This is a genomic window from Klebsiella sp. RC2 (assembly GCF_014192815.1).
Lineage (GTDB): Bacteria > Pseudomonadota > Gammaproteobacteria > Enterobacterales > Enterobacteriaceae > Klebsiella > Klebsiella variicola.
The window spans coordinates 426,719-450,270 of record NZ_JACHYL010000003.1; the positions used below are offsets into that span (position 1 = coordinate 426,719).

The 23,552-nt window shown below is 60.3% G+C and carries 24 protein-coding genes and 2 pseudogenes; 11 read left to right on the top strand and 15 right to left on the bottom strand.

The features are described from left to right. Positions 1 to 47: 47 nt before the first annotated feature. Complete coding sequence (locus FHW76_RS11645) at positions 48 to 242, top strand: hypothetical protein (RefSeq protein ID WP_008805155.1); 195 nt, start codon at positions 48 to 50, stop codon at positions 240 to 242. A gap of 115 nt (positions 243 to 357) precedes the next feature. Here the strand turns inward: FHW76_RS11645 and FHW76_RS11650 are convergent, their stop codons facing one another. Both FHW76_RS11650 and FHW76_RS11655 read right to left on the bottom strand, forming a co-directional pair. Next, positions 358 to 1,107, bottom strand: a complete 750-nt coding sequence (locus tag FHW76_RS11650; protein WP_008805156.1) for a hypothetical protein — start codon at positions 1,105 to 1,107, stop codon at positions 358 to 360. A 235-nt stretch (positions 1,108 to 1,342) separates the two neighbouring features. Continuing rightward, positions 1,343 to 2,719 (bottom strand): amino acid permease, encoded by a 1,377-nt coding sequence (locus FHW76_RS11655; protein ID WP_008805157.1) that lies wholly within the window; start codon positions 2,717 to 2,719, stop codon positions 1,343 to 1,345. 334 nt (positions 2,720 to 3,053) lie between these two features. Here FHW76_RS11655 and FHW76_RS11660 point away from each other — a divergent pair, with 334 nt between their 5' ends. From FHW76_RS11660 to FHW76_RS11670, 3 genes are all read left to right on the top strand, one after another. Next, positions 3,054 to 3,533, top strand: coding sequence for an Lrp/AsnC family transcriptional regulator (locus FHW76_RS11660; RefSeq protein ID WP_008805158.1), 480 nt, complete (start codon positions 3,054 to 3,056; stop codon positions 3,531 to 3,533). Between the two features lie 250 nt (positions 3,534 to 3,783). Beyond that, entirely contained in the window at positions 3,784 to 4,398 is a 615-nt protein-coding gene (locus FHW76_RS11665) for a YitT family protein (RefSeq protein WP_023322497.1), read from the top strand. Positions 4,399 to 4,436: 38 nt separating this feature from the next. Beyond that, the gene (locus FHW76_RS11670; RefSeq protein WP_110227383.1) at positions 4,437 to 5,636 is read left to right on the top strand and encodes an amino acid aminotransferase; all 1,200 of its coding nucleotides are present in this window, start codon (positions 4,437 to 4,439) and stop codon (positions 5,634 to 5,636) included. Between the two features lie 44 nt (positions 5,637 to 5,680). On the opposite strand, the gene FHW76_RS11675 is transcribed toward FHW76_RS11670, so the two are convergent. The 3 genes from FHW76_RS11675 to FHW76_RS11685 are packed head-to-tail and all read right to left on the bottom strand — an operon-like array spanning position 5,681 to position 8,170. Further along, the gene (locus FHW76_RS11675) at positions 5,681 to 6,349 is read right to left on the bottom strand and encodes a methionine ABC transporter permease (protein ID WP_183476711.1); all 669 of its coding nucleotides are present in this window, start codon (positions 6,347 to 6,349) and stop codon (positions 5,681 to 5,683) included. Beyond that, positions 6,342 to 7,355, bottom strand: a complete 1,014-nt coding sequence (locus FHW76_RS11680) for a methionine ABC transporter ATP-binding protein (RefSeq protein WP_008805160.1) — start codon at positions 7,353 to 7,355, stop codon at positions 6,342 to 6,344. The genes FHW76_RS11675 and FHW76_RS11680 overlap by 8 nt, the downstream gene beginning before the upstream one ends. A gap of 8 nt (positions 7,356 to 7,363) precedes the next feature. Continuing rightward, entirely contained in the window at positions 7,364 to 8,170 is an 807-nt protein-coding gene (locus FHW76_RS11685) for a MetQ/NlpA family ABC transporter substrate-binding protein (protein ID WP_183476713.1), read from the bottom strand. A gap of 220 nt (positions 8,171 to 8,390) precedes the next feature. Here FHW76_RS11685 and FHW76_RS11690 point away from each other — a divergent pair. Next, positions 8,391 to 9,544, top strand: a pseudogene (locus tag FHW76_RS11690) (aminotransferase class I/II-fold pyridoxal phosphate-dependent enzyme). A gap of 46 nt (positions 9,545 to 9,590) precedes the next feature. On the opposite strand, the gene FHW76_RS11695 reads toward FHW76_RS11690, so the two are convergent. Continuing rightward, positions 9,591 to 10,625 (bottom strand): NADP-dependent oxidoreductase, encoded by a 1,035-nt coding sequence (locus tag FHW76_RS11695; RefSeq protein ID WP_087653239.1) that lies wholly within the window; start codon positions 10,623 to 10,625, stop codon positions 9,591 to 9,593. A gap of 88 nt (positions 10,626 to 10,713) precedes the next feature. Here FHW76_RS11695 and FHW76_RS11700 point away from each other — a divergent pair, with 88 nt between their 5' ends. After that, positions 10,714 to 11,262 (top strand): TetR/AcrR family transcriptional regulator, encoded by a 549-nt coding sequence (locus tag FHW76_RS11700; RefSeq protein ID WP_048964478.1) that lies wholly within the window; start codon positions 10,714 to 10,716, stop codon positions 11,260 to 11,262. Between the two features lie 56 nt (positions 11,263 to 11,318). Here FHW76_RS11700 and FHW76_RS11705 read toward each other — a convergent pair whose 3' ends face one another. Continuing rightward, positions 11,319 to 12,230 (bottom strand): NmrA/HSCARG family protein, encoded by a 912-nt coding sequence (locus tag FHW76_RS11705; RefSeq protein ID WP_110209427.1) that lies wholly within the window; start codon positions 12,228 to 12,230, stop codon positions 11,319 to 11,321. Continuing rightward, positions 12,223 to 13,093 (bottom strand): annotated as a pseudogene (locus FHW76_RS11710) (MBL fold metallo-hydrolase). The gene FHW76_RS11705 and the pseudogene FHW76_RS11710 overlap by 8 nt, the downstream one beginning before the upstream one ends. An 87-nt stretch (positions 13,094 to 13,180) precedes the next feature. Between FHW76_RS11710 and FHW76_RS11715 the strand changes: the two are divergent. Beyond that, positions 13,181 to 14,104, top strand: coding sequence for a LysR family transcriptional regulator (locus FHW76_RS11715; RefSeq protein ID WP_040968436.1), 924 nt, complete (start codon positions 13,181 to 13,183; stop codon positions 14,102 to 14,104). A gap of 19 nt (positions 14,105 to 14,123) precedes the next feature. Here FHW76_RS11715 and FHW76_RS11720 read toward each other — a convergent pair whose 3' ends face one another. Then, on the bottom strand, positions 14,124 to 15,029 hold the full coding sequence (locus FHW76_RS11720; protein WP_183476715.1) for a LysR family transcriptional regulator: 906 nt from the start codon (positions 15,027 to 15,029) through the stop codon (positions 14,124 to 14,126). A gap of 138 nt (positions 15,030 to 15,167) precedes the next feature. Here FHW76_RS11720 and FHW76_RS11725 point away from each other — a divergent pair, with 138 nt between their 5' ends. Further along, positions 15,168 to 16,097 carry an aromatic alcohol reductase gene (locus FHW76_RS11725; protein WP_042948317.1) on the top strand — a complete coding sequence of 310 codons (930 nt, stop codon included), beginning with the start codon at positions 15,168 to 15,170 and terminating at the stop codon, positions 16,095 to 16,097. A gap of 25 nt (positions 16,098 to 16,122) precedes the next feature. Further along, on the top strand, positions 16,123 to 16,329 hold the full coding sequence (locus FHW76_RS11730) for a DUF1471 domain-containing protein (protein ID WP_004179576.1): 207 nt from the start codon (positions 16,123 to 16,125) through the stop codon (positions 16,327 to 16,329). A 50-nt stretch (positions 16,330 to 16,379) separates the two neighbouring features. Here the strand turns inward: FHW76_RS11730 and FHW76_RS11735 are convergent, their stop codons facing one another. After that, a complete protein-coding gene (locus FHW76_RS11735; protein ID WP_072123225.1) occupies positions 16,380 to 17,258 on the bottom strand; it encodes an AraC family transcriptional regulator in 879 nt (292 codons plus the stop codon). Between the two features lie 158 nt (positions 17,259 to 17,416). Here FHW76_RS11735 and FHW76_RS11740 point away from each other — a divergent pair, with 158 nt between their 5' ends. Next, positions 17,417 to 18,094, top strand: coding sequence for an SDR family NAD(P)-dependent oxidoreductase (locus FHW76_RS11740; RefSeq protein WP_183476717.1), 678 nt, complete (start codon positions 17,417 to 17,419; stop codon positions 18,092 to 18,094). A 4-nt stretch (positions 18,095 to 18,098) separates the two neighbouring features. Here FHW76_RS11740 and FHW76_RS11745 read toward each other — a convergent pair whose 3' ends face one another. Continuing rightward, positions 18,099 to 18,692, bottom strand: coding sequence for a TetR/AcrR family transcriptional regulator (locus FHW76_RS11745; RefSeq protein ID WP_008805172.1), 594 nt, complete (start codon positions 18,690 to 18,692; stop codon positions 18,099 to 18,101). Positions 18,693 to 18,765: 73 nt separating this feature from the next. Here FHW76_RS11745 and bdcA point away from each other — a divergent pair, with 73 nt between their 5' ends. Beyond that, positions 18,766 to 19,479 carry an SDR family oxidoreductase gene (bdcA, locus tag FHW76_RS11750; RefSeq protein WP_008805173.1) on the top strand — a complete coding sequence of 238 codons (714 nt, stop codon included), beginning with the start codon at positions 18,766 to 18,768 and terminating at the stop codon, positions 19,477 to 19,479. 66 nt (positions 19,480 to 19,545) lie between these two features. On the opposite strand, the gene FHW76_RS11755 is transcribed toward bdcA, so the two are convergent. The 4 genes from FHW76_RS11755 to tssF all read right to left on the bottom strand — a co-directional run bounded on the left by FHW76_RS11755 (position 19,546) and on the right by tssF (position 23,488). Further along, a complete protein-coding gene (locus tag FHW76_RS11755) occupies positions 19,546 to 20,040 on the bottom strand; it encodes a hypothetical protein (protein WP_022066354.1) in 495 nt (164 codons plus the stop codon). Positions 20,041 to 20,164: 124 nt separating this feature from the next. Beyond that, positions 20,165 to 20,707, bottom strand: a complete 543-nt coding sequence (gene tssJ / locus FHW76_RS11760; RefSeq protein WP_064170148.1) for a type VI secretion system lipoprotein TssJ — start codon at positions 20,705 to 20,707, stop codon at positions 20,165 to 20,167. Beyond that, complete coding sequence (gene tssG / locus FHW76_RS11765) at positions 20,685 to 21,770, bottom strand: type VI secretion system baseplate subunit TssG (protein WP_086512236.1); 1,086 nt, start codon at positions 21,768 to 21,770, stop codon at positions 20,685 to 20,687. Before tssG ends, tssJ begins: the two co-directional genes overlap by 23 nt. Continuing rightward, complete coding sequence (gene tssF, locus FHW76_RS11770) at positions 21,734 to 23,488, bottom strand: type VI secretion system baseplate subunit TssF (RefSeq protein ID WP_086512235.1); 1,755 nt, start codon at positions 23,486 to 23,488, stop codon at positions 21,734 to 21,736. The genes tssG and tssF overlap by 37 nt, the downstream gene beginning before the upstream one ends. Positions 23,489 to 23,552: the final 64 nt, after the last annotated feature.

Below are 23,552 nucleotides of genomic sequence, written 5' to 3' on the forward strand. Positions count from 1 at the left end.
GCTGACGCTGTGGACGCCGCGACCGTATTAATGGACAGGAGAAGCTCATGTACTACACGTTAGGAGATACCACTCTCCATTTTTATCGCTATCAGTGCAAATTTTACGTCGCCCACTGGGACGGGGGTAACGTGATGGACGAAAAATTTAAACCGTTTATCGAACAGATCACTGAGAAGACCGGGCTGGATGCGAAACGCGTCGAGACCGCCGCGCGCGATTATTTTACCAACGTGGATTAACATGCAACCTGGTGCTGTAGGGCGTGGGTGCAGGCTGGCGCGATGAACGCGCATGCTAACCCACGCTTTCGCCGCCAGGTGTTTCTCTCCTGGCGGCTTCCCTTCCCCGTCGGCCTTAAACCGTGGACAGTTTGGCCAGAATGGCGGCGAAGGCATCATTAACGTTATCGCCGGCGAGCAGTTTTTTACGCAACGTGAAGCTTCTGCCGCTGGAACGGATCCGTAGCCGAACTTTCGCATCATTATTCCCGCGCTCAGCCAGCACAACGTCACCTAACGGAATAACGTAGGTATCGGCATAGAGCCCCGGTGTAAATATCATCGACTCGCCGCTCACGCCAATCACCACCCGATTCTGCAGACGATAGCCATTGCACAGCGCAACAATGCCGGCGGCAATAAATACCCCGCCAATACCCATGCCAATCATTAAGATAATAATGCCGGCGATGAGCGCCAGCGCCCCCTGCGGATAAAAACCGGATGCATTAAAGGTTAATAGCTGGTGATTATCGTCGCGGCCCATCGCCCCGGTTGTTGACCGCCACGGGGTAAAACCGGCGTTAATCCGCGTTTGAAAGCTGAACATACAGCCAACCAGAAAGATCATGCTGGCGGGCACCATCACGATACCGCCAATAAACGCCAGCACGATGGCCAGATAAGGATAGCGGCCCGACAACATAATACTGACGGCCTGAACCACCACGGCGATAAACAGAGCGAGCACCAGCCAGGACCACATGCTGTCCGCCCGATGATGAAAGTTCAGCTGTCCTTCATCGAGTAATAAATTTCGAGCGACAAAACAGATAATAATATTGACGAACAGGCCTATCCAGACCAGTTTATGAACATGCTTCATCCCATACTCCATTATGTATTTTACTATTCCATTCGGTGGCATTATAAAATAAACCTGAATGCCGTCGGGATATTACCAAAGCGCCACGCAAGATCAATAAAAAGCATGTTCATGTCATCTATTCCCAGATTAACATGTCCGGTTATCATTTATAGGAATTATAAAATCCACTAGAAGTATTGACGTTATTTTCACGATGAGAATATCACCCTGCCGCCCGGCAGGGTGTTGGCGATTAACCTTCTTTCATCGCCACCAGCGCCGGGGCGCTTTTCTTCCGCAGCAGATAGCCTGCGGCGAGGATCAGCAGCCATACCGGGATCAGGCAGACGGAGATGCGGATGTCGGGAGTCAGATACATCACCACGAGGATCCCGGCGAGAAACAGCAGGCACAGCCAGTTAGTCAGGGGATAGCCGAGGCTTTGGAAGGCCGTTACCTTCCCGGCCCGCTGCATAGCGCGACGAAACTTGAGATGGGTGATGCAGATCATCGCCCAGTTAATCACCAGGGCCGCCACCACCAGCGCCATCAGCAGGCCAAACGCTTTACCAGGCATCACATAGTTAATCACCACGCAAAGCGCCGTGGCGACGGCAGATACCGCCAGCGCGGTCAACGGGATCCCCCGGCGGTTAACCCGCAGCAGCGCCCGCGGAGCATTGCCCTGCTGAGCCAGGCCGAACAGCATCCGGCTGTTGCAGTACACACAGCTGTTGTAGACCGACAGCGCGGCGGTGAGCACCACCAGATTGAGAGCGTTGGCCACAATATTGCTGTCAATGGCATGAAAGATCAGCACAAAGGGGCTCCCCCCCTCCACGACGTTCCGCCAGGGGTAGAGTGACAGCAGGACCGCCAGCGACCCCACATAAAACAGCAGAATGCGATAGATCACCTGGTTGGTGGCTTTAGGAATGGTTTTATGCGGTTCGTCGGCTTCCGCCGCGGTGATCCCCACCAGTTCAAGGCCGCCGAAGGAGAACATGATTACCGCCATCGCCATTACTAAGCCCGTGATACCGTTAGGAAAAAATCCCCCGTCCTGCCACAGGTTGGCCACCGTCGCCGCCGGGCCGCCGTGGCCGCTAAATAACAGATAGCTGCCAAAGGCGATCATGCTGATGATGGCGGCCACTTTGACAATCGAGAACCAAAACTCCAGCTCGCCATACACTTTGACATTCGTCAGGTTGATGGCGTTGATCGCCACGAAGAAGATCGCCGCCGACAGCCAGGCGGGTACTTCCGGCCACCAGTACTGAATATAGATCCCCACCGCCGTCAGCTCCGCCATGCTCACCAGCACATACAACACCCAGTAATTCCAGCCGGACATAAACCCGGCGAAAGGCCCCCAGTAGCGGTTGGCGAAATGGCTGAACGACCCCGCCACCGGCTCCTCTACCACCATCTCGCCAAGTTGTCGCATGATGAAGAAGGCGATCGCTCCGGCGATGGCGTAGCCCAGCAGGACCGAGGGGCCTGCCATACGGATCGTCTGCGCGATACCTAAAAACAGTCCGGTGCCGACCGCGCCCCCGAGGGCGATCAACTGGATGTGGCGGTTTTTTAACCCACGTTTTAACTGATGCTCTTGCTGCGTTGTCATCTCTGACCTGCCCCTGTCTGTAAAAAAGTCACCTTCGGCGATAGCAACTTTCAGGCCAGGGCGCAGCATCCCGCCATAAGAGCAAGAGCAATATATTGAATTTTATTAAAATATTATTTATCCGTCTGCTCTGGGGCGTGAGTCATGCGCCGCCAGGCCAAACATAACGCGCAATAAACCGCCTGAAATCGCACATATCATGAGAAAAATAGCCTCCTCATGCATAAAGCTGACCCGTTTTGGTGCGCCGACGTCGTCGCCCTGTCGTCAGACTTCACGGCGGGCAAAAAGCTGTTAGGCTGTTAACCACTCTGACGTTCCATTAGTGGCCACCATGTACAACATCGACGACTATGATTTGAAAATTCTCACCCTGCTGCAGGCCAATGGCCGTTTGACCAATCAGGAACTGAGCGATCTCATCGGCCTGTCCGCCTCCCAGTGTTCACGGCGCCGCATCGCCCTTGAACAGGCGCAGCTTATCCTCGGCTATCACGCGCGGCTGGCGCCGGATGCTGCCGGACAGGAAATGCTGGGTCTGATAGAAGTGCGCTTGCTGAATCACACCCCGCAATGCGTGGAGAGCTTTCACCAGATGCTCAGTGAAGTGGACGCCATCCTGGACGCCTGGAAAACCACCGGCGACGCCGATTATCTGCTGCGGGTGACGGTCCCGGACCTGCCCGGTCTGAGCCATTTGATCAGCCATATTCTGGCGCAAAACAAAGGGGTCGCCCACCTGAAAACCGCGGTGATACTCAACCGCCTTAAAGAGAATGGCCAACTGATGCCGGGCCCGGATCCGCTGCGCTGAATCAGGGCATGATGCCCTGCGCTGGTGCAAACGCAGGGTTAGTTAATGCATCACATCGTGATAATTTGCACGGTTTGCGCAATGGATTGCAGAAAATCGCATGACTTGTGCAATTTTCTCTTTTCGGCATAACAATACGTTAGGCTGAATAGCGTCTGTTTTTTCCGCAAACGATCGCCCGGCCCTCTCCTCTGGTGCGATTTTTGCAAATAAGGACTTATCCTTGTTAACGAAAAGATAGTGCTTATTTATGGATAATATCCTTTCCCCTGAAAAACTGACCCACACCTGGCTGGAGGATACCCTGGCGCTGCTGTTCGGCACGCTGATGATCTCCTTTGGCATTATTTTATTTCGCCAGGCCGGCGCCCTGACCGGCGGAACGGCAGGTATGGCCTTTCTGATCCACTATGCCACCCACCTGCCGTTTGGCGTGGTCTTCTTCGTCATTAACCTGCCTTTCTATTGGCTCTCCGTCCGGCGGATGGGCGCCGCCTTCACGCTGAAAACCTTCTGCGCGGTCGGACTGGTGTCCCTGTTCTCTGACCTGCACGGTTACTTTATCCATGTCGATCGCCTGAACCCCTATTACGCCACTCTCTTCGGCAACATCATGGTCGGCATTGGCTTTGTGGTGCTGTTTCGCCATAAAGCGAGCCTCGGCGGCGTTAATATTCTGGCCCTCTATCTGCAGGACAAAAGTGGCATCCGCGCCGGTAAATTCCAGATGGTGGTTGACGCCTGCATCGTCACCGCCTCGCTATGGGTAGTAAGCCTGCCGATGCTGCTGGTCTCTATCCTCGGCGCCGTAGTTTTGAATTCGATTATCGCCATGAACCACCGTCCCGGACGCTACGCGGTGTAATGGCTTCACCTTTGACGGTCATTTCAGGAGTAACCACTGTGTTCCAGAACGTTGACGCCTATACGGGCGATCCTATCCTGTCGCTGATGGAAGCCTTTCAACAGGATCCCCGGGCAGACAAAGTTAACCTCAGCATCGGGCTGTACTATAACGAGCAGGCCATTATTCCCCAGCTGGAGGCGGTCCGTCAGGCCGCTGACCGGCTGCAGAGTCAGCAGCAAAAGGCCAGCCTTTATCTGCCGATGGAGGGGCTGGCGCCCTATCGCCGTGCGGTCCAGACCCTGCTGTTTGGCGACAATCATCCGGCGTTGCGTGCCGGACGCATCGCCACCATCCAGACGCTGGGGGGCTCCGGCGCGCTGAAGGTGGGCGCTGATTTCCTCAAGCGCTACTTCCCCGACTCCGCGGTCTGGGTCAGCGATCCAACCTGGGAGAACCACGTTGCCATCTTTGCCGGCGCCGGCTTTGAGGTACATACCTATCCCTGGTTCGACAGCGCCACCCGCGGGGTGAATTTCCCCGCTATGCTCGCCGCCCTCCAGCAACTGCCGCCGCGCAGCATTGTGCTGCTTCACCCTTGCTGCCATAACCCGACGGGGGCCGATCTCACCCGCGAGCAGTGGGATCGCGTGATTGAGGTGCTGATCGCCCGGGAGCTGATCCCATTCCTTGATATCGCCTACCAGGGCTTCGGCCGCGGACTGGACGAGGATGCCTATGCCATTCGCGCCATCGCCAGCGCCGGGCTGACGGCGCTGGTCAGCAACTCGTTTTCCAAGATATTTTCGCTGTATGGCGAGCGGGTTGGCGGCCTGTCAGTGGTCTGCGACAATGCCGATATCGCCGGGCGCGTGCTGGGCCAGCTGAAAGCCACCGTGCGGCGCAACTACTCCAGCCCGCCGGGGTTTGGCGCCCAGGTGGTATCGCAGGTGCTCAACGCTCCCGCGCTGAACGCCTTGTGGCAGGAAGAAGTGGAAGCCATGCGCACCCGCATCAGCGCCATGCGCGTCGCGCTGGTGACGGCCCTGCAGGCCGCCCAGCCGGAGGGTGATTTTTCCTATCTGCTGACCCAGCGCGGCATGTTCAGTTATACCGGCTTTAGCACCCGGCAGGTGGACATCCTGCGTGAAGAGTACGGCATTTACCTGATCGCCAGCGGTCGGGTCTGCGTGGCCGGGCTCAACCACGGTAATATTGCGCGAGTCGCCCATGCCTTTGCCGCGGTCTCCACGCGCTAAGCCGCTGTCCCGCGAACCGCGGTTACCCCGGGGCGGGACGACGGTTATTCGCAACGCAGTCGGCGAGCCAGGCGGGTGCCCAGCGTCTGAATGAGCTGGACAATCACAATCAGCACCAGGGCGGTGGTGAGGGTGGCAAAGGCGTCGAAGCGCTGATAGCCATAGGTGATCGCCAGGTCGCCAATACCGCCGCCGCCCACCGTTCCTGCCATGGCGGTCGCACCAAGCAGGCCGATGGTCGCCGTGGTAAGGGCCAGAATCAGCGACGCTGCCGCCTCCGGCAGCATAAAATGCCAGACCGTCTGCAGGGGGGTCGCGCCCATAGCATCCGCGGCTTCGAGGATCCCCTCATCCACCTCCAGCAGTGAGCTCTCCACCAGCCGGGCAATGTAGGGGGCGACAAAAACGATCAGCGGCACGATGGCCCCCGCGGTGCCGATAGTGGTGCCCACCAGCAGTCGGGTAAAGGGCAGGATCACAATCAGCAAAATGATAAACGGCAGCGAACGCAGCACGTTAATCAGCGGATTCAGCGCCTGATGCACCACCGGGTTGGCCACGATGCCGCCGGGACGGCAAACCACCAGCACAATCCCTAACGGTACGCCGATCAGCGCGCCAAAGCCCAGCGAGACGGCGACCATAATCAGCGTGTCATGCAGCGCCAGCAGAAACTGATCGCCGGTAATGGCGGTATCAATAAGATCAAACATGGGTGATTTTCACTCCTGCATCGGCCAGATGGGTGATGGCGCGGTCGGTTTCGTCAGGCTCGCCGAGGAGTTGCACAATCATAAATCCCAGAATCCGGCCCTGAACTTCAGACATGCTGGCAAACAGGATATTCACCTCGACAGCATACTCGCGGATCAGGTGGTTAATGATCGGCTGCTGCGCCGTCGCGCCGATAAATTCGAGGCGTATAGCCCGGGCGCCGTTATCGCGCTGCAGGAGCGACGCCACACGCTGCGGCAGACGATCGTGCACCACCGACTGCACGAAACTGGCCGTTACCGGATGCTGCGGCTGGGCAAAGAGGTCGAAAACCGTCCCCTGCTCAACGATACGGCCCGCCTGCATCACCGCCACCTTGTGACAGATTTTCTGGATCACCGACATCTCATGGGTGATCAGTACGATGGTGATGCCATAGCGGCGATTAATCTCCTGCAAGAGCAGTAAGATCTGCACCGTGGTGTGGGGATCGAGCGCCGAGGTGGCTTCATCGCACAGCAGTACCGACGGGTTGGTGGCCAGCGCCCGGGCAATACCGACCCGCTGCTTTTGTCCACCCGACAGCTCATTAGGGTAGCTGTGGATTTTGTCGCTCAGATCGACGAACGCCAGCAGTTCCGCCACCCGCGCCTGGATAAAGGCCTTGTCGCGGCCTTGTAAAATCAGCGGGATGGCGATGTTATGGAAAACGGTTTTCGAATTCAGCAGATTAAAATTCTGAAAGATCATGCCGATATCTTTTTTGATGGCCTGCAGGCGCTGGCCGCTGCAGGCCTGTAGCGGCTCGCCGTTTAACAGCACCTCGCCCTCGCCAGGCGTTTCCAGACGATTAATCAGCCGTAATAAGGTGCTTTTTCCTGCCCCGCTGTAGCCAATAATGCCGAAAATATCGCCTCGTTCAATGCTGAGATTAATATCCTGCAGGGCCAGAACCGGATGTCCTTTCCTGGAAAAGCTTTTACTGACGTGGCGAAACTCTATCATCGCGTTATTCATTTTAAATAATCAGGAAGCAGGTAACCATCATACTGCGGATGGCTGAGAATATATTTTTTGAAATCGGCAGAGTGGTAGCCATCGATAATATCTTTGGCAAACTGCGCCTTCTGATTTTTACCGGCGACGGTCACGACATTAATAAAATGGCTGGTGGCTGCCTCCAGCTTTAATGCCGAGGTCAGGGACATACCGCTGGAGACGGCGAAATTGCCCTGAATCAGGCCATAGTCGACATCCGGCAGAGCGCGAACCTGCTGGGCATTATCCATCTCTTTAAGGACAATTTTGTACGGATTGTCAACGATATTGCGCTGCGAAAAAGTGGCGGGGTCGCTGTCCGGTTTGACCTTCACCCAGCCCAGACTCTGTAACACCAGCACCGCGCGATATTCGTTCGACGGCTGGTTCGGTACCGACACGACGGTCCCTGCCGCCGGCGTCCCCAGGGTGGTCAGTTTACCGCCGTACAGCCCCATCGGCGGCGTGGGGACCTGCACAATGCCCACGTTATCGATCCCCAGCCGCTCATTAATTGCTTTCAGATATACCGGATGCTGCATAATATTCGCTTCGATATCCCCGCGGGCTACCGCGTCATTCACCTGAATACCGTCGCTGAAATCCTTATATTCGATTTTATACCCTTTACTCAATAAATAGGGCGCGACGCCTTTCTCAAATTGCTCTTTATACGGCCCGGGGTTAAAGCCGACGCGAATAAGATGTTCGTCGGCGGCGGCATAAAAAGAGGTGGCCGACAACAGGGCGAGAGTCATCCTGAGCGCAACTGACTTGTTCATAAGGTATTTTCCTGGAAGGTTGGCGATATTGAGCGATTAAATCACAGCCGACTGTGGGTTGTAAGCCAGAACGCCGGATTTCCTTTTGCTAATTCCTCATTAACTTTTGCTATATCGACATATCCTAAAAACAAGAATCCTTTGCGTTTTTTGTTATTTAGCCAGGCGCAATAAATCCCTTAAAGATGGCTAATTATTCGTGACTTAAACCGGGAATGTTATGCCTGATTTTACTGCTTCGCCGCTGGTGGACGCGCTGGAAGAGAATCTGTTCAGCTTGCTGGAAAAACTGGCCGCGGAGGTCAACACCGAAGCGCTGCCGCTGATCGATCTTTCCAGCGGCAGTCCGGATCAACCCACTCCGCCGGAAGTGATTGACTCGCTGCAGAGCGCCATTCATCGTCGTGAAAACCATGGCTACCCGTCGTTCTGGGGCAAACCGCAGGTCCGCGAGGCGATCGCCCAGTTCTATCGCCGGCAATATGATGTGGAACTCGATCCGCACAGCGAAGTCGCCGTGTTTCAGGGTTCGCATATCGGCATTGGCGGCATCCCGCGGGCGCTGCTCAGCCCCGGTCAATATCTGATCTCCACCGATCCCTGCTATCCGATTTACCGCTCAGCGGCGCTGCACTGCCGCTCAGGGCGGAGAACCATTTCCTGCCGGATTTTAACGACCTCCCCCGGGAGGTGGCTGACAAGGCCGGGCTGGTGGTGCTTAACTACCCGCATAATCCAACCGGCGCCCTCGCCACGCCGGCGCTGTTCGCCAGCGCTCTGCAATTTGCCCGTCGTCACCAGGTGCCGATCCTCCATGATTTTGCCTATGCGGCCATCGGCAGCGCGGCCAGCGATGCGCCGCTGAGCCTCTTCTCCCAGCCCAACGCGAAAGCATGGGGAGTGGAAACCTATACTTTTTCCAAGACCTTTAATATGGCCGGCTGGCGCTTCGGCTTCGCGGTCGGCAACGCCTCGATTATCCAGGCGTTTAAAAAGCTGCACACCCATAGCTACAGCACGGTGTTTGGCGCGATTCAGGATGCGGCGATCGCTGCGCTCAACCTGCCAGCTGAGCGGATTGCGCAGTTGACGGCGGTCTATCATCAACGTCGGGAGTGGGTTCTGCGTCGACTGGCTGCGCTGCGCTGGCCGGCTCGTGCCGCACAAGGCACTTTCTTCCTCTGGCTCGGCGTGCCGCCCGGCTACCGTTCGCAGGAGTTTGCCCGCCTGCTGCTGCAGGAAGCGCATATTCTGGTGGCGCCAGGCACTGGTTTTGGCGAAGGGGGTGAAGGGTTTATTCGCATCAGCCTCACGGCAGGCGACGACGCGCTGAGCAACGCGCTGGACCGTCTCGCCCGGCTGGCGCTGTTTTAGTCCGCCGCCGGGAGAAGCGAAAAAACGTAACCCTGGCCGCCGGGGATTACTCAGCTGACGAGTCCATCACCGACAGCACAATTTTGCCCTGCAGATGACCTTGCACCGCTCGCTCGTGCGCCATCTGCGCCTGCGCAAGGGGGAAAACGCTGTCAATCGCCACCCGGATGACTCCGGCGTCCAGCAGGCCGGCAAGCCGGGCGAGCTGCGCGCCGCTGGAGCGCACCTGGGTGGTCGAGACCGTCACTCCGCGCTGTCGCGCCTCTTCCGCCCCGGCAAAGCCGAGCGGAAAAATCGGGTACAGCGCGCCGCCGCGCCGCAGGGTACGCAGAAAACGACCGCTGGCCGGCCCGCCCGGCGCATCAATGACCAGATCCAGGTCACGCACCGCCTCCTCAACCGCAGTGGTCGTATAGTCGATAACGGCATCGGCGCCGAGCTGACGTAAAAAGGCTTCATGGCGGCCCGCGGCGACGGCAATCACCTCGGCGCCCTGCCACTTCGCCAGCTGTACGGCGAAATGACCAACGCCGCCCGCCGCACCGTTGACCAGAACGCGTTTACCCGCCAGCGGCACCGGCCGATGCGGCCCCGGCTGCAGCGGATTCGCCACCTCATGCCCGGGATCGATCATGAACTGCCAGGCGGTGAGGAGCGACATCGGCACCGCGGCGGCCTGCTGATGGCTCAGGGTTAGGGGTTTGCGGGCCAGGTCGCTGACCGGTACGCTAACGTACTCGGCGTAAGCGCGGCTGCCCCCTGCCGCCCCTTCAGGAAAACGCGCCATGGCATACACTTCGTCGCCGACCGCCACCTCCCGGACGTCATCCGCCCGCGCCACCACCACCCCGGAGAGATCGGTCCCGAGGATCAAGGGAAAGCGGACCTCGGGCCGCCATTCCGGGGGCAGCTGTTGATAGCCATCGCGCAGATAGCTGTCCGGTGGGTTCACGCCCACCGCGTGCACCTGCACCAGCACCTCGCCAGCCTGCAACACCGGCAGTGGCGCATCGTCATAGCTCAGGACTTCCGGCCCGCCAAAGGCGTGCTGTTGAACAGCCTTCATCATCTGCGTCGACATCGCTTTCTCCTCATATGGAAATGCGTTATATTTAACGGAGCACTGTTCCGAATATATGGAGCAGTGCTCCGATTGTCAAGGAACGCCAATGAGAGCTGATGCCAGAAAAAATTATGATCTGTTGATCGACGTGGCCCGGGAAGTGTTTGTGGAGCAAGGCGCCGAGGCCTCGCTGCGCGATATCGCCCGCCGGGCGGGCGTCGGAATGGGAACCCTCTACCGCCACTTTCCCAACCGCGACAGCCTGCTGGAAGCCCTGCTCCGCAGCCGCTTTGCGGCGCTGACCGCCCGGGCTGAGTCGCTTCTGCTCGCCGCCGATCCTGCCGCGGCGCTGCTGGAATGGCTGGCCGAGAGCGTGGCGTTTACCCATCAGCATCGCGGGATCATCGCCCCGCTGATGAGCGCCATCGACGATCCTGAGTCCGCCCTGCACAGCGCCTGCGTTGCCCTGCGCGCCGCCGGTACGTCGCTGCTGACCCGCGCGCAGCAGGCCGGCCAGGCACGGCCAGATCTCAGCGGAGACGAACTGTTCGATCTGATTGCCGCGCTTGCCTGGCTGCGGGAGCAGCCCTCCCATGCCCCGCGCGCAGAGCGGATTTTAGCGGTGCTGGCCGACGCGATCCTGACTGCCGGCTAGCGGCGGCTGGTCACCGACGAGACAGCACGCCTGGCGGGTGACCGGAACGCCAGCCTTTAACGATCAAACGCCCAGCGGGCCCCGCTGGTCAGCGCCCGCTCGAAGGCGGGACGGCCGGGGCCTGCCAGCCAGCCGGCGAAGGTGTGCAGCTGCGGGTGCAGCTGGCGCAGGGCGTTGAGGTCGGCGTGCCCGGCCAGCCGCCCGTCGTCCACCAGCCCGGTCAGCTTGTGCAGAAAAGGGCTGGCGGCCAGCACCTCATCGGAAAATCGCGAATAGGGGATCGGCCGTCCCGCCGCCGCGGAGAATAACCCCTCCAGCTGACGGCCGGTCACGCTGTCGCTGGCGATCTCAAACGTCTTGCCGGCAAAACGCGCTGGCGCGGCAAAAACCGCCGCGACAAGATGGCCGATATCCTCCACCGCCAGCACCTGCATCCTCCCCTCCGGCAGCATAAAAAAGTGAAAATGACCTTCATCAAGGCCAAAACCGGGCATCACCAGCAGCTCCATAAAGGTGGCGGGACGCACGATGGTCGCCGCCAGCGGCAGGCGGCGGATATGCCGTTCAATTTCCGCTTTGGTGTCATAATGCGCTACGCCGGTGGGCGTCTCCCCCGCCGCGCTGCCGGAGCTGTACACCAGATGCTTCACCCCGCACTCGACGGCGAGATCGGCGATGGTTATCCCGTAGCGTACCTCCTGCTCATCGGTTACCGTCCCTCCCGGCGAACTGGGCTGGACGCTGAAGACGCCGTCGACCCCGGCCATTGCCGATCGCATTGCCGCCCGGTCTTCAAAGGTACCCACCACCAGCTCGGCTCCCCGTGCCGCCAGCGCGACGGCCCCGGCGGAGAAAGGATCCCTGACCAGCGCCCGAACCCGCCAGCCGCGGTGCAGCAGCGCCCGCGCCACCGAGCCGCCCTGCTGACCGGTGGCGCCAAAAATCAACACGCTTTGCGCATTATTCATCACTGTTTCCCCTTATCTGCAGCCTGTTGCCCGGCCTCTCGCCAGCGATAGTCATCTTGCTTATCCTCCTCCAGCCAGCCGCAGGAAGGCCCGGCAAAATGCCCGGTGAACCATTGAGCATGATGGCTTGCCCCCCACGCCATCATCTCCCGTCGGGAGGCTTCCGCCTGCCGGGGATCGCCGCAGAACGCTGAGTTCCACTGCGGATGGGCAAACTGGAGCGGGGAATGAAGGAGATCGCCGGAGAAACAGGCGTAATCATCTCCGGCGGCGAGGATCAGCGCGGCATGGTCCGGACTGTGGCCGGGGGTGGGGATAAAGTCGATCCGCCCGCCGACCCGCGGCCGGGCCGCCACATCGACGGTTTCCAGCTGGCCGGCCTCGATCACCGGCAGCAGGCTGTCGAGCCACAGCGCCCGGTAGCGTTCGCTGTTTTTCACCCGCGTCAGCTCTTTTGCCGAGCACAGGTAGCGGGCGTTGGGGAACAGCGGCACCCAGCGATCGTCCTGCCAGACGGTATTCCATCCGACATGGTCGGTATGCAGGTGGGTCAGTAGCACCAGGGTCACGTCCTCCGGGTTCACTCCCGCGGCGCGGAGATTCTCCAGATACGGCGTGTTAAGTTGATGATAGAGCGGATTGCCGCCGCGCTCCCGACCGTTGCCGGTGGCGGTATCGATAACAATCAGATCGTGGGGGGTCTGCACCACCCAGCTGTGGATCGACAGCGCAATCGACTGAATAACGTTGTCCGCCTCCGCTACCGGGAACGCCTGTGGATAGAGCGCCGCCGGCTGCAGGGTAATCTCGCGCTCCGGCACTTTGAAAATCAGGCTATCGCCTGTCTGGTAAGTTTGCATCACACCCTCCGCGCGCATTGCGCTGGTTGATTTATCGGGGTGAGATTCACTATGCTGCCGGGATAACCCACATTCAAATTGATTATCATAATGAAGAAAATCATTGAAAATGATTTTAGTCGTATCGATCTGAATCTGTTGACGGTCTTGATGGTGCTGTACCGCGAAGCGAGCGTCACCCGCACCGCAGAGGTGTTGCACCTTGGCCAGCCGGCTATCAGCGGGGCGCTGAAGCGGCTGCGCGAGATGTTTGACGACCCGCTGTTCGTGCGCAGCGCCAGAGGCATGCTGCCGACGCCGCGGGCGCAAGCGCTGATGACCGACCTGCAGCCGCTGATGGAAAACCTGCATTCGGCGATGTTTGGCGCCGGGGAGTTCGTCCCGGCGCGCGCACAGCAGCTTTTTCGCATCGGCCTCAGCGACTGGAGCGAACACTGGCTGATGCCCCAGCTGTTACCCGGGCTGATGCAGGAGGCGCCCGGGGTCTCACTGCAGTCGATAGCCGCCGACCCCTTCCAGGTTCGCCAGCTGCTGGAGGAGGAGCGCATTGATGTCGCGGTGTCTGTCAACAAACAGAGCCGCGGGGAGGTGGTCAGCGAGCCAGTGATGACCATGGGAGTCACCACCCTGTGGTCGCCGCAGCAGATCCCGTGTCGCGGGCCGCTGTCGGTGAGCGACTTTGTCGCCTGGGAACACGTGATGGTGGCCTATCGCGAAACCGGCCACGGGGAAATAGACCGCCAGCTCGCCAGCCAGGGACTCGCGCGGCGCGTGCGCTTTGCCACGCAGAATTTCTCCACCTTTCCCCTGCTGCTGACCACCCTGCCGCTGTTCGCCACCGTCCCGCAGGGGCTGGCGCAGCGCTGGCAGGCGCAGTACGCGTTGCGCGCGGACGCTCCGCCGGTAGCGTATCCGGAATTTACGCTGTGCATTTTGCGGCACAAACGGCGGGCGCAGGATCCGGCGCTGAACTGGCTGGTGGCGAAGTTAAAACAGGCCATGCGCGGTCAATAACCGGGCCGATGCCCCGGCATCAGGCCTCGCTGAGCGGGGGTTGCAGAACGCGCCTGCTCCAGTCATAAAACGCGCGCACCGCCGGCGGCAGATAGCGGTTTTGCGGATAGACCAGCGACAAGGGAAGATCAGAAGCGGCCTGCTCCAGACAGGCGACCAGCGCCCCGCTCTGCAGATAAGGTTGCGCCAGATAGCTGGCGACGCGTATCAGGCCCAGCCCCTGAACGCCGGCCTGGATATAGGCATCGGTATCGTCGACCACCAGCGTCTCCTGCATACGGATCGCGTAGTCGCCGTCATTGAGGGAGAAAAGCCAGTCGATGGTCCGCCCGGTACGGTGGTTCAGATAGCCCACCGCCCGGTGCTGGTGCAGATCGTCGATGCCCTGCGGCCGGCCGTGGGCCGCGAGCCAGGCCGGCGAGGCGAGGACCATCCAGCGGTAGCAGGCCAGAGGACGCGCCACCAGGGTGGTGGAATCTTCGATCCGCCCGGTACGGATCACGCAGTCGAATCCCTCCTGAATAATATCTTCCACGTTGTCGCTTGAGCAGAGGATCAGCTCCAGGTCGGGATACTGCTGCAAAAACTCGCCGATCCTCGGCAGAATGCAGTGGCGGGCAAGGGATTGCGGCATCCCTACCTTGAACCGCCCGGCGGGCTGAGCCGAGCGCCCGGGAAAGGAGGCTTCCATCGCCGCCATCTCGGCCAGCAGCCTTTTACACTCCTCATAATACCGGCGACCCTCCGCCGTCACGCTGAGCTTGCGGGTGGTGCGCTGAAGAAGCTGCGCCCCAAGCCAGGCTTCCAGCTCCTTCACCACCCGCGATACCGTGGAGCGCGGCTGCCCGAGCACCTCCACCGCGCGGGCGAAGCTGTGGGCATCCACGACCGCAACATACAACTGCATGGCATCCAGTCTGTCCATTTCGTACTCCCCCGGCAATTATTATCCCATTATCACGAACAGTCTAACCCGAAATCCTGTTCTTATCGAATGATGCCCGCCCCCCTACACTGAGCCTGTAGCCCGTCAGTACAAGGCTTAACTGAGCAAGGAGTTAAAATGAAAACTGATAATTTTAATCATGAGGAAAAGGTATTGGTGCTGGGAGCGGGACAACTGGGCGCCGCCGTTCTCGATGCGCTGGTGCCTGCGGTGATCCAGCGCCAGGGCACGGTCTCGGTTATCGTCTCGCCGGCGGCCAGGGATGAAGCCGGCCAGCTGCGGTCGGCAAACCATCAGGCGCTGGCCGACGCCGGAGCCACCTTCCTCGCCGTCGACATCGCCGGTAGCGCCATGGAGACGCTGGCCGATCAGTTTCGCGGATTCACCACCGTGATTAACTGCATGGGGTTTGTCGCCGGTCCGGGGACACAGCTGAAAATTACCCGCGCGGTGCTGGCGGCCGGGGTACCCCGCTATTTTCCCTGGCAGTTTGGCGTCAATTACGATGTGGTCGGCAAAGGCAGCGGTCAGCCGGTCTGGGACGAGCAGTACGATGTCCGGACCCTGCTGCGCGCGCAGCGGGCCACGGAGTGGGTCATTGTCTCCACCGGGATGTTTACCAGCTTTCTCTTCGAACCAGACTTCGATGTAGTGAATTTATCCAACCGAACCCTTCACGCCCTTGGCAGCTGGGATACCCAGGTGACCGTCACCTCACCGGCGGATATTGGCCGCCTGACCACGGCGATTTATCTGCATCAGCCGCGGATCGTCAACGAGGTGGTGTTTGTTGCCGGCGAAACAACCTCTTACCGGCAGCTGGCGGATACCGTGGAGCGCGTAACGCAGCAGACGTTCAGCAAAGCCGTCCACACCCTGCCCGCCCTGCTGGAGCAGCTGCGGACAGACCCGGATGACGCCATGCTGCGCTATCGCGCCGCCTTCGCCCGGGGGGATGGCGTGTGGTGGCCGATGGGCGACACCTGGAATGCCCGCCACCAGCTGCCGACCCAGGACATTGCCGGCTGGCTGCAGACCGCGCGCTGATTTTCTCTCACAGGACAGAATGACGATGAACAAGTTAATTCCACTGATCGTATTGAGTTGTCTGCTGCCTCTGGCGGCAAATGCCAGAACCATCACCGCCACCGGCGATACCCTGGACCATGCGGAGAGCAAAATCCGCCAGCAGGCCGCCCGCGAGGGCGCGACTACCTATCGCATCACTGAAGCGCGAATGGGCAACAAAGTGCATATCACGGCGAAAATCGCGGACTAAACGACCGGCGTCAGGCTCAGGGATGAGCTGCCGCCTGCCCGCGCGCCAGGTCAGGCGCTCATTTTTTCCCGTCGACGATCGCGGCCCGGCGGCGCGCCATACAGGCGAGCGTATTCCCGGGTGAACTGCGACACGCTGATATAGCCCACCTCCCCGGCAGCCTGGGCAATGCTCATCCCTTCCGCCAACATCAGGCGACGGGCGTGGATCAGGCGTAACTGCTTCTGAAACTGCAGCGGCGACAGCGTGGTCACGGCGCGGAAATGACGGTGAAAGACAGAGACGCTCATCCCGGCGGCGTCGGCCAGCACGTCGACGCTGACTGGCTGCATAAAATCCCGGCGCAGCATCGCCACCGCCCGGCGGATCCGCGCCGAATAGCTGTCTACGGCGCCCAGCGCCCGAATGGCCGGCCCATGGACACTCTGCAACAGCCAGTAATGCAGCTCCCGCCGCAGACCTTCCCCCAGCACCGCCAGCGCCCCCGGTTGATCAAACAGTCTTGCCAGCCGGTAAGCGGCGTCCGTCACATCGGCGTTCATCGGTTCGATACCAACGCGGGGCGCCTCATCCGGCCCTGACGGCCCGGCCTCCTGCAGCTCGCGCAGGATAGCCAGGTCCAGCTCCAGCACCAGCGCGTAATAGGGAAAACGCTGACTGGCCTCGGTGATCTGGCTGGTGGTGGGGACATCCGCGGCAATCACCATCGCCTCGCCCGGGCCATAGTCAAAGCTCGCCAGGCCGGTGGTCACGCTCTTGCGCCCCTGGAGCAGCATGGCCACCAGCGGCCTGGCGATGGCCGCCTGCAGGTCGCCAGGATGCAGGGCCCGCACCAGGGTGATGCCGGGAACCGGGGTAACCGCCACCCCGCTGCTATCGACATGAGCATCGGCAAACCGGCGGCAGAGATCGAACAGGGCGTCGCGCATAAGATCCTTTCAGGCAAGTTTTAAAGCCTGAGTATGCGCTATTTCCCGGGAAAAGGGAGTGAACGGAGAGAAATGGGCAAAAAATAACAAGGATTGGGCAACCCGGCCTGACGCGCGGCCCCTATTGTAGAGCCTCAACATACCAGAGAGGACCGAACATGACTAAGATTGCACTTATTACCGGCGCCAACCGCGGCCTTGGCCGTCAGACTGCACTGGATATCGCCCGCCAGGGTGGGGATGTCATCGTCACCTGCCGCGGCAATCTCGAACAGGCGGAAGCGGTGGTCGCCGACAGCCTCGGCAGCGCGCTGGCCAGCGTCTGGGGGCGGGCCACTTTCGACCACCTGATCAATAACGCAGGGCACGGCGAATTCACCCCGCTGGCCGAAACGCGCGAAGCGCAGTTCGACGGGCTGTTTAACGTCCACGTTAAGGGGGTATTTTTCCTCGTACAAACCCTGCTGCCGCTGCTGGCAGACGGCGGACGGATCGTTAACTTCTCCTCCGGGCTGACCCGCGTCTCCTATCCTGGCTTCTCCGCTTACGCTGCGGCCAAAGCGGCCGTGGAGATGCTGAGCGTGTACATGGCCCGCGAGCTGGGCGGACGCGGCATCACCGTCAATACCATCGCCCCCGGGGCTATCGCCACCGATTTTGGCGGCGGGCTGGTGCGGGACGACGCGGGGGTTAACGCGCAGTTTGCCGCCATGACGGCGCTGGGACGGGTGGGCGTTCCTGAGGATATTGGGCCAATGATCGCCAGCCTGCTGCGCGACGATAACCGCTGGGTGACCGCCCAGCGGATCGAGGTGTCGGGCGGACAAACCATCTGACGACTCAGGCTGGCAGGATGTGCTCCAGCGCCAGGCCTGCCAGCCGCACGGTCTCCAGAAGACGCGGCAGGCTATCCCCCTCCCGCGCTTTCGCCGACAGGCCAAGCATCAGCGTATCCATATAGTCAGTCACCCGCAGCGCGTCCTGCGGGCGATGGCGGGCGATATACTGCTGGATTTTGGCCCTCGCCGCAGCATGCCATTCGCCAGCCGCCCCTCGGGCGTCGGCATCCTGGCAATGTACCCCCTCCAGCACCAGACAGCCGGCGGCGGCCGGATCGGCCACATAGCGGCGAGCCGCCTCCTGCAGCACGGCGATGAGCGACGCCGCCACCGGCTGGTCGTCTCGCAGCAGGGCGTCGATGGGAATGGCCCCGGTCTGGCTGTAGCGCTGCAGGACGCGGGTATACAGCCCGAGCTTGCTGCCGAAAGCGGCATAAAAACTCGGGGGATTGATACCGAAAGCCTGGGTCAGATCGGCCACGCTCACCGCGTCATAGCCTCGCGCGTGAAAGAGGCGTTGCGCCGTTTCAATGGCCTGTTCCGCATCAAACTGGCGAGGACGTCCCGGAGTACGCCCTGATTTTGTAGTGGTCACTATATTAATCCTTGACAGCCTGTTTTGCCGCAGCATATTGTAATCGTCACTACAATATCATGAGGTACGGGATATGACAGCATTTCACAACAAATCAGTGCTGGTTTTAGGCGGGAGTCGGGGAATTGGCGCGGCGATTGTCAGGCGTTTTGTCGCCGATGGCGCATCGGTGGTGTTTAGCTATTCCGGTTCGCCGGAAGCGGCCGAGCGGCTGGCGGCGGAGACCGGCAGCACGGCGGTGCAGGCGGATAGCGCCGATCGTGATGCGGTGATAAGCCTGGTCCGCGACAGCGGCCCGCTGGACGTGTTAGTGGTCAATGCCGGGATCGCCATTTTCGGCGATGCCCTCGAGCAGGACAGCGATGCCATCGATCGCCTGTTCCGCATCAATATTCATGCCCCCTACCATGCCTCCGTGGAAGCGGCGCGCCGCATGCCGGAAGGCGGGCGCATTATTGTCATCGGTTCAGTCAATGGCGATCGCATGCCGGTGCCGGGAATGGCGGCCTATGCGGTCAGCAAATCGGCCCTGCAGGGGCTGGCGCGTGGCCTGGCGCGGGATTTTGGCCCGCGCGGCATCACGGTCAACGTCGTCCAGCCCGGCCCTGTTGATACCGACGCCAACCCGGAGAACGGTCCGATGAAAGAGCTGATGCACAGCTTTATGGCCATTAAGCGCCATGGCCGCCCGGAAGAGGTGGCGGGAATGGTGGCGTGGCTGGCCGGTCCGGAGGCGTCATTTGTCACGGGCGCCATGCACACCATCGACGGCGCGTTTGGCGCCTGATATCCCCGGGCGGCGATGCGCGCTTTGCACCGCCGCCGCGGGAACGTCATCGCCTGTCAGGGATTGTCAGGCCAGGCTGTCGACCGCCATAAAAAAGCGATCTTCGGTAAGCATAAGCCGCGCTTGCGGGGACTGGTGCGCCTTGCGGATCATCCAGCCATCCTCCGGGGCCAGGCTAAGATAAAACACCTCCCGGGAGCCCGTACCGCCGGGTGTCTCGAGACTCAGCGTCACGATCCCCTTTTCCACGCCATCCAACAGCTGCTGCGGCACGATATTGACGCTGCGCTCGCCGTTTTGCAGACGAATGGCCGGGATATCGTAGCGGCAGATGCCGCTGTTGAGGCTGTAGCCAAGGGTACTCAGATCGTGGAGGTGGCGGGTCGAAATCACCACCTCAATACCGGTTCCATCAAACCACTGACTTATCTGCTGAGCCAGCGCCGCCATCTGCTGACGAAACCTGGCGATATCCGCGGCGGCCGAGCCGTCGAGGGCCGCTGTCCGCTGCGGATTTTGCTGTTGCTGCAGTTTCTTAAAAAAACGTTCCCTCGCTGTCACGTTATCTCCCTGTGCTGTGATGAAGCCGGTGGGCTGGATGAAGATGGTTATCGCCCGTTCGCTGGTTACGAAGATTGAGGGCGAACTGGCGCGATAGCCCCGCCACAAATGTTTGTTTTCGACGTTACTTCGCCGCTTCAGGCCTGAGCCGTAACTGGTTGCGTTCGGCGGTGAAAATGCGCGGCTTGTCCGGGTCCAATTCCTCACGCCCCAGCACCTGCTTCCAGGTATTTCTTTCGGTGTCCGGATGGCGGAACAGGCCGACAACCGCCACGAACGTCGCCTCTGCTTCCAGCGGCATATTCAGACTGGCATCCCCTCCGGGACTGATCACCACATCGCGACTGGCGAGGAGATCGGCGGCGAGCAGAATATCCCCCTCCTCCAGCAGTTGCTGGTAAACCAGCCGGTCAAAGGTCTGGCGATCTTTAAGCTGATAGATGCGCACCACAACCGGTTCAGAGAGCGAGTGATTCTCTCTGGCATCGGTGTTGAGCGCTTCGCGCGCGGTAAAGTCCAGATGCAGCGTATTAATTTGCTTATAAAAAACGGCGTTGAAGGCGGTTTTGGTCCCCTCCGAGACACGCTGGGTGAGCCCGCACCCGCTCAGACAAAGCGCAAGCAGGGGCAGCAGGCAGGCGGTTTTAGTCAAACTTGTACGTAACACGTCGGTTTCCTTGTAGAAAGGTGGCAGGCTGCAGGCCCGTATAGGTACCCAGCTCGGTGGTAAAGGTCTGAGGAATATCGTCCTGACACTCGCCCTCCCCCACACCCAGCACGCCATTCATACCGAGCCAGAACGGCTCGTCCCCCAGCGGCGGGACAGCCAGCAGTCGGGTCGGCGCGGTCAGGGTGATGTTGGCCCGGAATCGCCAGCCGAGGTATACCCGCAGCAGGATGAGAAAGTCCCGAAACAGCGGGCCGTCAGGCTTCCAGCCCTGCGCCTCCACGGGGTTATCAGTGGCGAGGGCGACGAGGAGCTGGCTGCTGGCATCCATCGCTTCGTCACCCAGCGGCATATTGCCGTCCAGGAAGAAGTCGTCATCGCCGTAAAACCCCAGCGGCTGGCTGATCGCCACCGGACGCAGGCTGTACGGGCTCACCCTGACGGTGGTCTCCGGGGCCAGCAGGGTGACCAGCGCCTGGATCCCCTGCTGGGTTTTGCCCGGCTGACGCAGCACGCCAGTTAGCGCCAGAAAGCGCGACGCCGGCGAGGCGATATGCTGCGTCGTGCCGGGGATGCCCAGCCCCGCCAGGCCCAGCAGCGACTGCGAGAGACGATCGGTGCCGCCGGGCTCAAAGGTGGCGGGCCAGGAGTATTTCCGCCAGATGCGGTAAAACTGCGTCATGATCCGGTGGCTGAAGATATCCAGTAAGCCCTGCAGCGCTTCATGCCCTTCCCTGCGCTGGGCGATATCATCGAGATATGCCGTCGGGAGCGGCGAATCGACACCGTACAACCCCATAAAGGTGGTGCGAATGACCGGCGGCCTGCTTTCATCAGCCTCATCGTATTCCACGGCTTTCAGTTCGCTGGCGGGAAATCCCATCCCCGGATGCGGGTAAAAACGCACCGGATCGTCTGCCGGATGGCTGGTCTCTCCCATCTGCGGTTGGCCGGGACGCCGCTTTTCCAGAAGCTGGCAGAAGCGGTAAAAATTGATCCGCGGCAGGTCGGCTTCCAGCCGTGGGTTCAGCCGGGAATGCGTCGGCTGTGCTTCTCTTCCCATTCCAGTCGTTCTCCGGTTGGTTGCAGAATGATAATCAGGCGGTTGAACAAGTAGATGTCGGTGTAGAGCGCAAAGAAGCGGCTAAGCATCTCGCCAAACAGGCATATGTCGCCTCGTCCGGCAAAGCCGTGACTGTCGAGGGTGACTTCGATCTGCACGCCGCGCACCAGATGGCCCTGCGCAAAGCGCTCTGTTGCGCAGTGCTTCACGTCGAGGATGGCTTCCAGACGCCGACGATTCATCTCGCTGTCGGTCCATTCATACAGCGCCAGGGTGCCGCGCAGGACTTCAGCGTTGTCCATCAGGGAAAGAAAACTGCTGCCCAGATGGCTCAGCACCCGCCAGTGAAAACGGTCCTGGGCGGGGGGATAGCACGGCAGCGTTGGTGCGCAGAGGTTACGCACTGCGACGCTGGCGGAAGTGGTTTTCATCACCGTATCAAGCACGGTGCTCTGCAGCGCGCGACGCGGCAGCTGGCCGTTAGTTCCGGTGAGGGTCAGCGACAGGCTTTCGTCTTCCGGTACGGTATGATTATCAAAGGCTTCTCCGCCGACGATAAGCCAGGTGTTGTACAGCCCGGAGGGGCCACGGCGCACCCGGGTATGATAGTAATAGTCCGCCGCGTCATGACGCATCATGCCGCCTTTGTGGCGAAAACTTGAGAACGGCGCGTAAACCTGCTGGTGCGAGGAGATCACGGAATCGACGGTGTAAATTTCGGTGTGGCCGTCCTGCACGCGCATCGGGCGCAGCGGGTATTCGGTCTGCAGGGAATTGATGGTCAGCGGATCGGACTCCAGCGGAAACAGGTTGATCACTGGCACGCAGTGCAGGCGCAGCTGCTTTTCGCTGAAGCGGAAGTCATGTTCCCAGCGTTCCGCCAGCACGACGTCGATTTCAAACCACGCCAGTCCGGCCGGAAAAGCCACCGTCTCCAGCCCGCGCAGATCGATGAACATGAACTTTTCGCGGAAGGTAAAATACTCCAGCAGCAGCTGGTAACCGCGAAAACTGCGGCCATCTTCAGGCCAGAGGCTGTCCTCCTCGCCAAATCCCAGCGCGCTGAAATACCCGTCCAGCGGCCTTCTGTCCACCTCATCGGACATGCGCAGCCACATCCGGGCCACATTGAGGGTAAAGGCCTCGTGCATGGCGCAGGCCAGCGGCGCATCGGCGTTGCAGTAGAGCGGGATATGACTGAGATCGACCCGGCTCCAGTCCGTCAGCTGGCTGCAGTTAAAGCGCAGCGTGATCACCGACCGGCCATCCGTATCGGTGGCCAGCCGGGCGTGCTCAAGAGATAACGGCTGCAGAGCGATCGCTTTGGTGGTGGTGTACCGGCAGCGCGTGCCCTTTTCACCGATCGGCCGGGAAAGCACTTCAAAGCCTTTGGCCATCGTCATCGGCTCTTTCATTTCCGGCCAGTCGGGGGTGAACTCCACGACCGACATCGAGGGAATGGTACGTAAATAATGGGGCCACAGCAGACTGACCACGCCTTCGGTCAGCTCAGGCAGATCGTCATCGAGTTTCTCGCGCATGCGGCCCATCAGGAAGGCAAAACCTTCAAACAGGCGCTCGACAAAGGGGTCGCGGGCGCCCGCTTTGTCGAGATTGAGCATTGCCGCCTGCTCAGGATGAGCACGGGCAAACTCTTCACCCGCTTCCAGCAAGTAGCGCATTTCAGCGTCGTAATAACGCAGGGTTAAATCGTCCATAAATCACCAGAATGAGTAATAGCTTTCAGATATGCAGAGAACAGCAAGTGCAGGGAGTGCAATG

Coding starts and splice junctions, on each gene's coding strand:
- FHW76_RS11645 (WP_008805155.1), top strand. CDS start 48: ATGTACTACACGTTAGGAGATACCACTCTCCATTTTTATCGCTATCAG.
- FHW76_RS11650 (WP_008805156.1), bottom strand. CDS start 1,107: ATGAAGCATGTTCATAAACTGGTCTGGATAGGCCTGTTCGTCAATATT.
- FHW76_RS11655 (WP_008805157.1), bottom strand. CDS start 2,719: ATGACAACGCAGCAAGAGCATCAGTTAAAACGTGGGTTAAAAAACCGC.
- FHW76_RS11660 (WP_008805158.1), top strand. CDS start 3,054: ATGTACAACATCGACGACTATGATTTGAAAATTCTCACCCTGCTGCAG.
- FHW76_RS11665 (WP_023322497.1), top strand. CDS start 3,784: ATGGATAATATCCTTTCCCCTGAAAAACTGACCCACACCTGGCTGGAG.
- FHW76_RS11675 (WP_183476711.1), bottom strand. CDS start 6,349: ATGTTTGATCTTATTGATACCGCCATTACCGGCGATCAGTTTCTGCTG.
- FHW76_RS11680 (WP_008805160.1), bottom strand. CDS start 7,355: ATGATAGAGTTTCGCCACGTCAGTAAAAGCTTTTCCAGGAAAGGACAT.
- FHW76_RS11685 (WP_183476713.1), bottom strand. CDS start 8,170: ATGAACAAGTCAGTTGCGCTCAGGATGACTCTCGCCCTGTTGTCGGCC.
- FHW76_RS11695 (WP_087653239.1), bottom strand. CDS start 10,625: ATGTCGACGCAGATGATGAAGGCTGTTCAACAGCACGCCTTTGGCGGG.
- FHW76_RS11700 (WP_048964478.1), top strand. CDS start 10,714: ATGAGAGCTGATGCCAGAAAAAATTATGATCTGTTGATCGACGTGGCC.
- FHW76_RS11705 (WP_110209427.1), bottom strand. CDS start 12,230: ATGAATAATGCGCAAAGCGTGTTGATTTTTGGCGCCACCGGTCAGCAG.
- FHW76_RS11715 (WP_040968436.1), top strand. CDS start 13,181: ATGAAGAAAATCATTGAAAATGATTTTAGTCGTATCGATCTGAATCTG.
- FHW76_RS11720 (WP_183476715.1), bottom strand. CDS start 15,029: ATGGACAGACTGGATGCCATGCAGTTGTATGTTGCGGTCGTGGATGCC.
- FHW76_RS11725 (WP_042948317.1), top strand. CDS start 15,168: ATGAAAACTGATAATTTTAATCATGAGGAAAAGGTATTGGTGCTGGGA.
- FHW76_RS11730 (WP_004179576.1), top strand. CDS start 16,123: ATGAACAAGTTAATTCCACTGATCGTATTGAGTTGTCTGCTGCCTCTG.
- FHW76_RS11735 (WP_072123225.1), bottom strand. CDS start 17,258: ATGCGCGACGCCCTGTTCGATCTCTGCCGCCGGTTTGCCGATGCTCAT.
- FHW76_RS11740 (WP_183476717.1), top strand. CDS start 17,417: ATGACTAAGATTGCACTTATTACCGGCGCCAACCGCGGCCTTGGCCGT.
- bdcA (WP_008805173.1), top strand. CDS start 18,766: ATGACAGCATTTCACAACAAATCAGTGCTGGTTTTAGGCGGGAGTCGG.
- tssG (WP_086512236.1), bottom strand. CDS start 21,770: ATGGGAAGAGAAGCACAGCCGACGCATTCCCGGCTGAACCCACGGCTG.
- tssF (WP_086512235.1), bottom strand. CDS start 23,488: ATGGACGATTTAACCCTGCGTTATTACGACGCTGAAATGCGCTACTTG.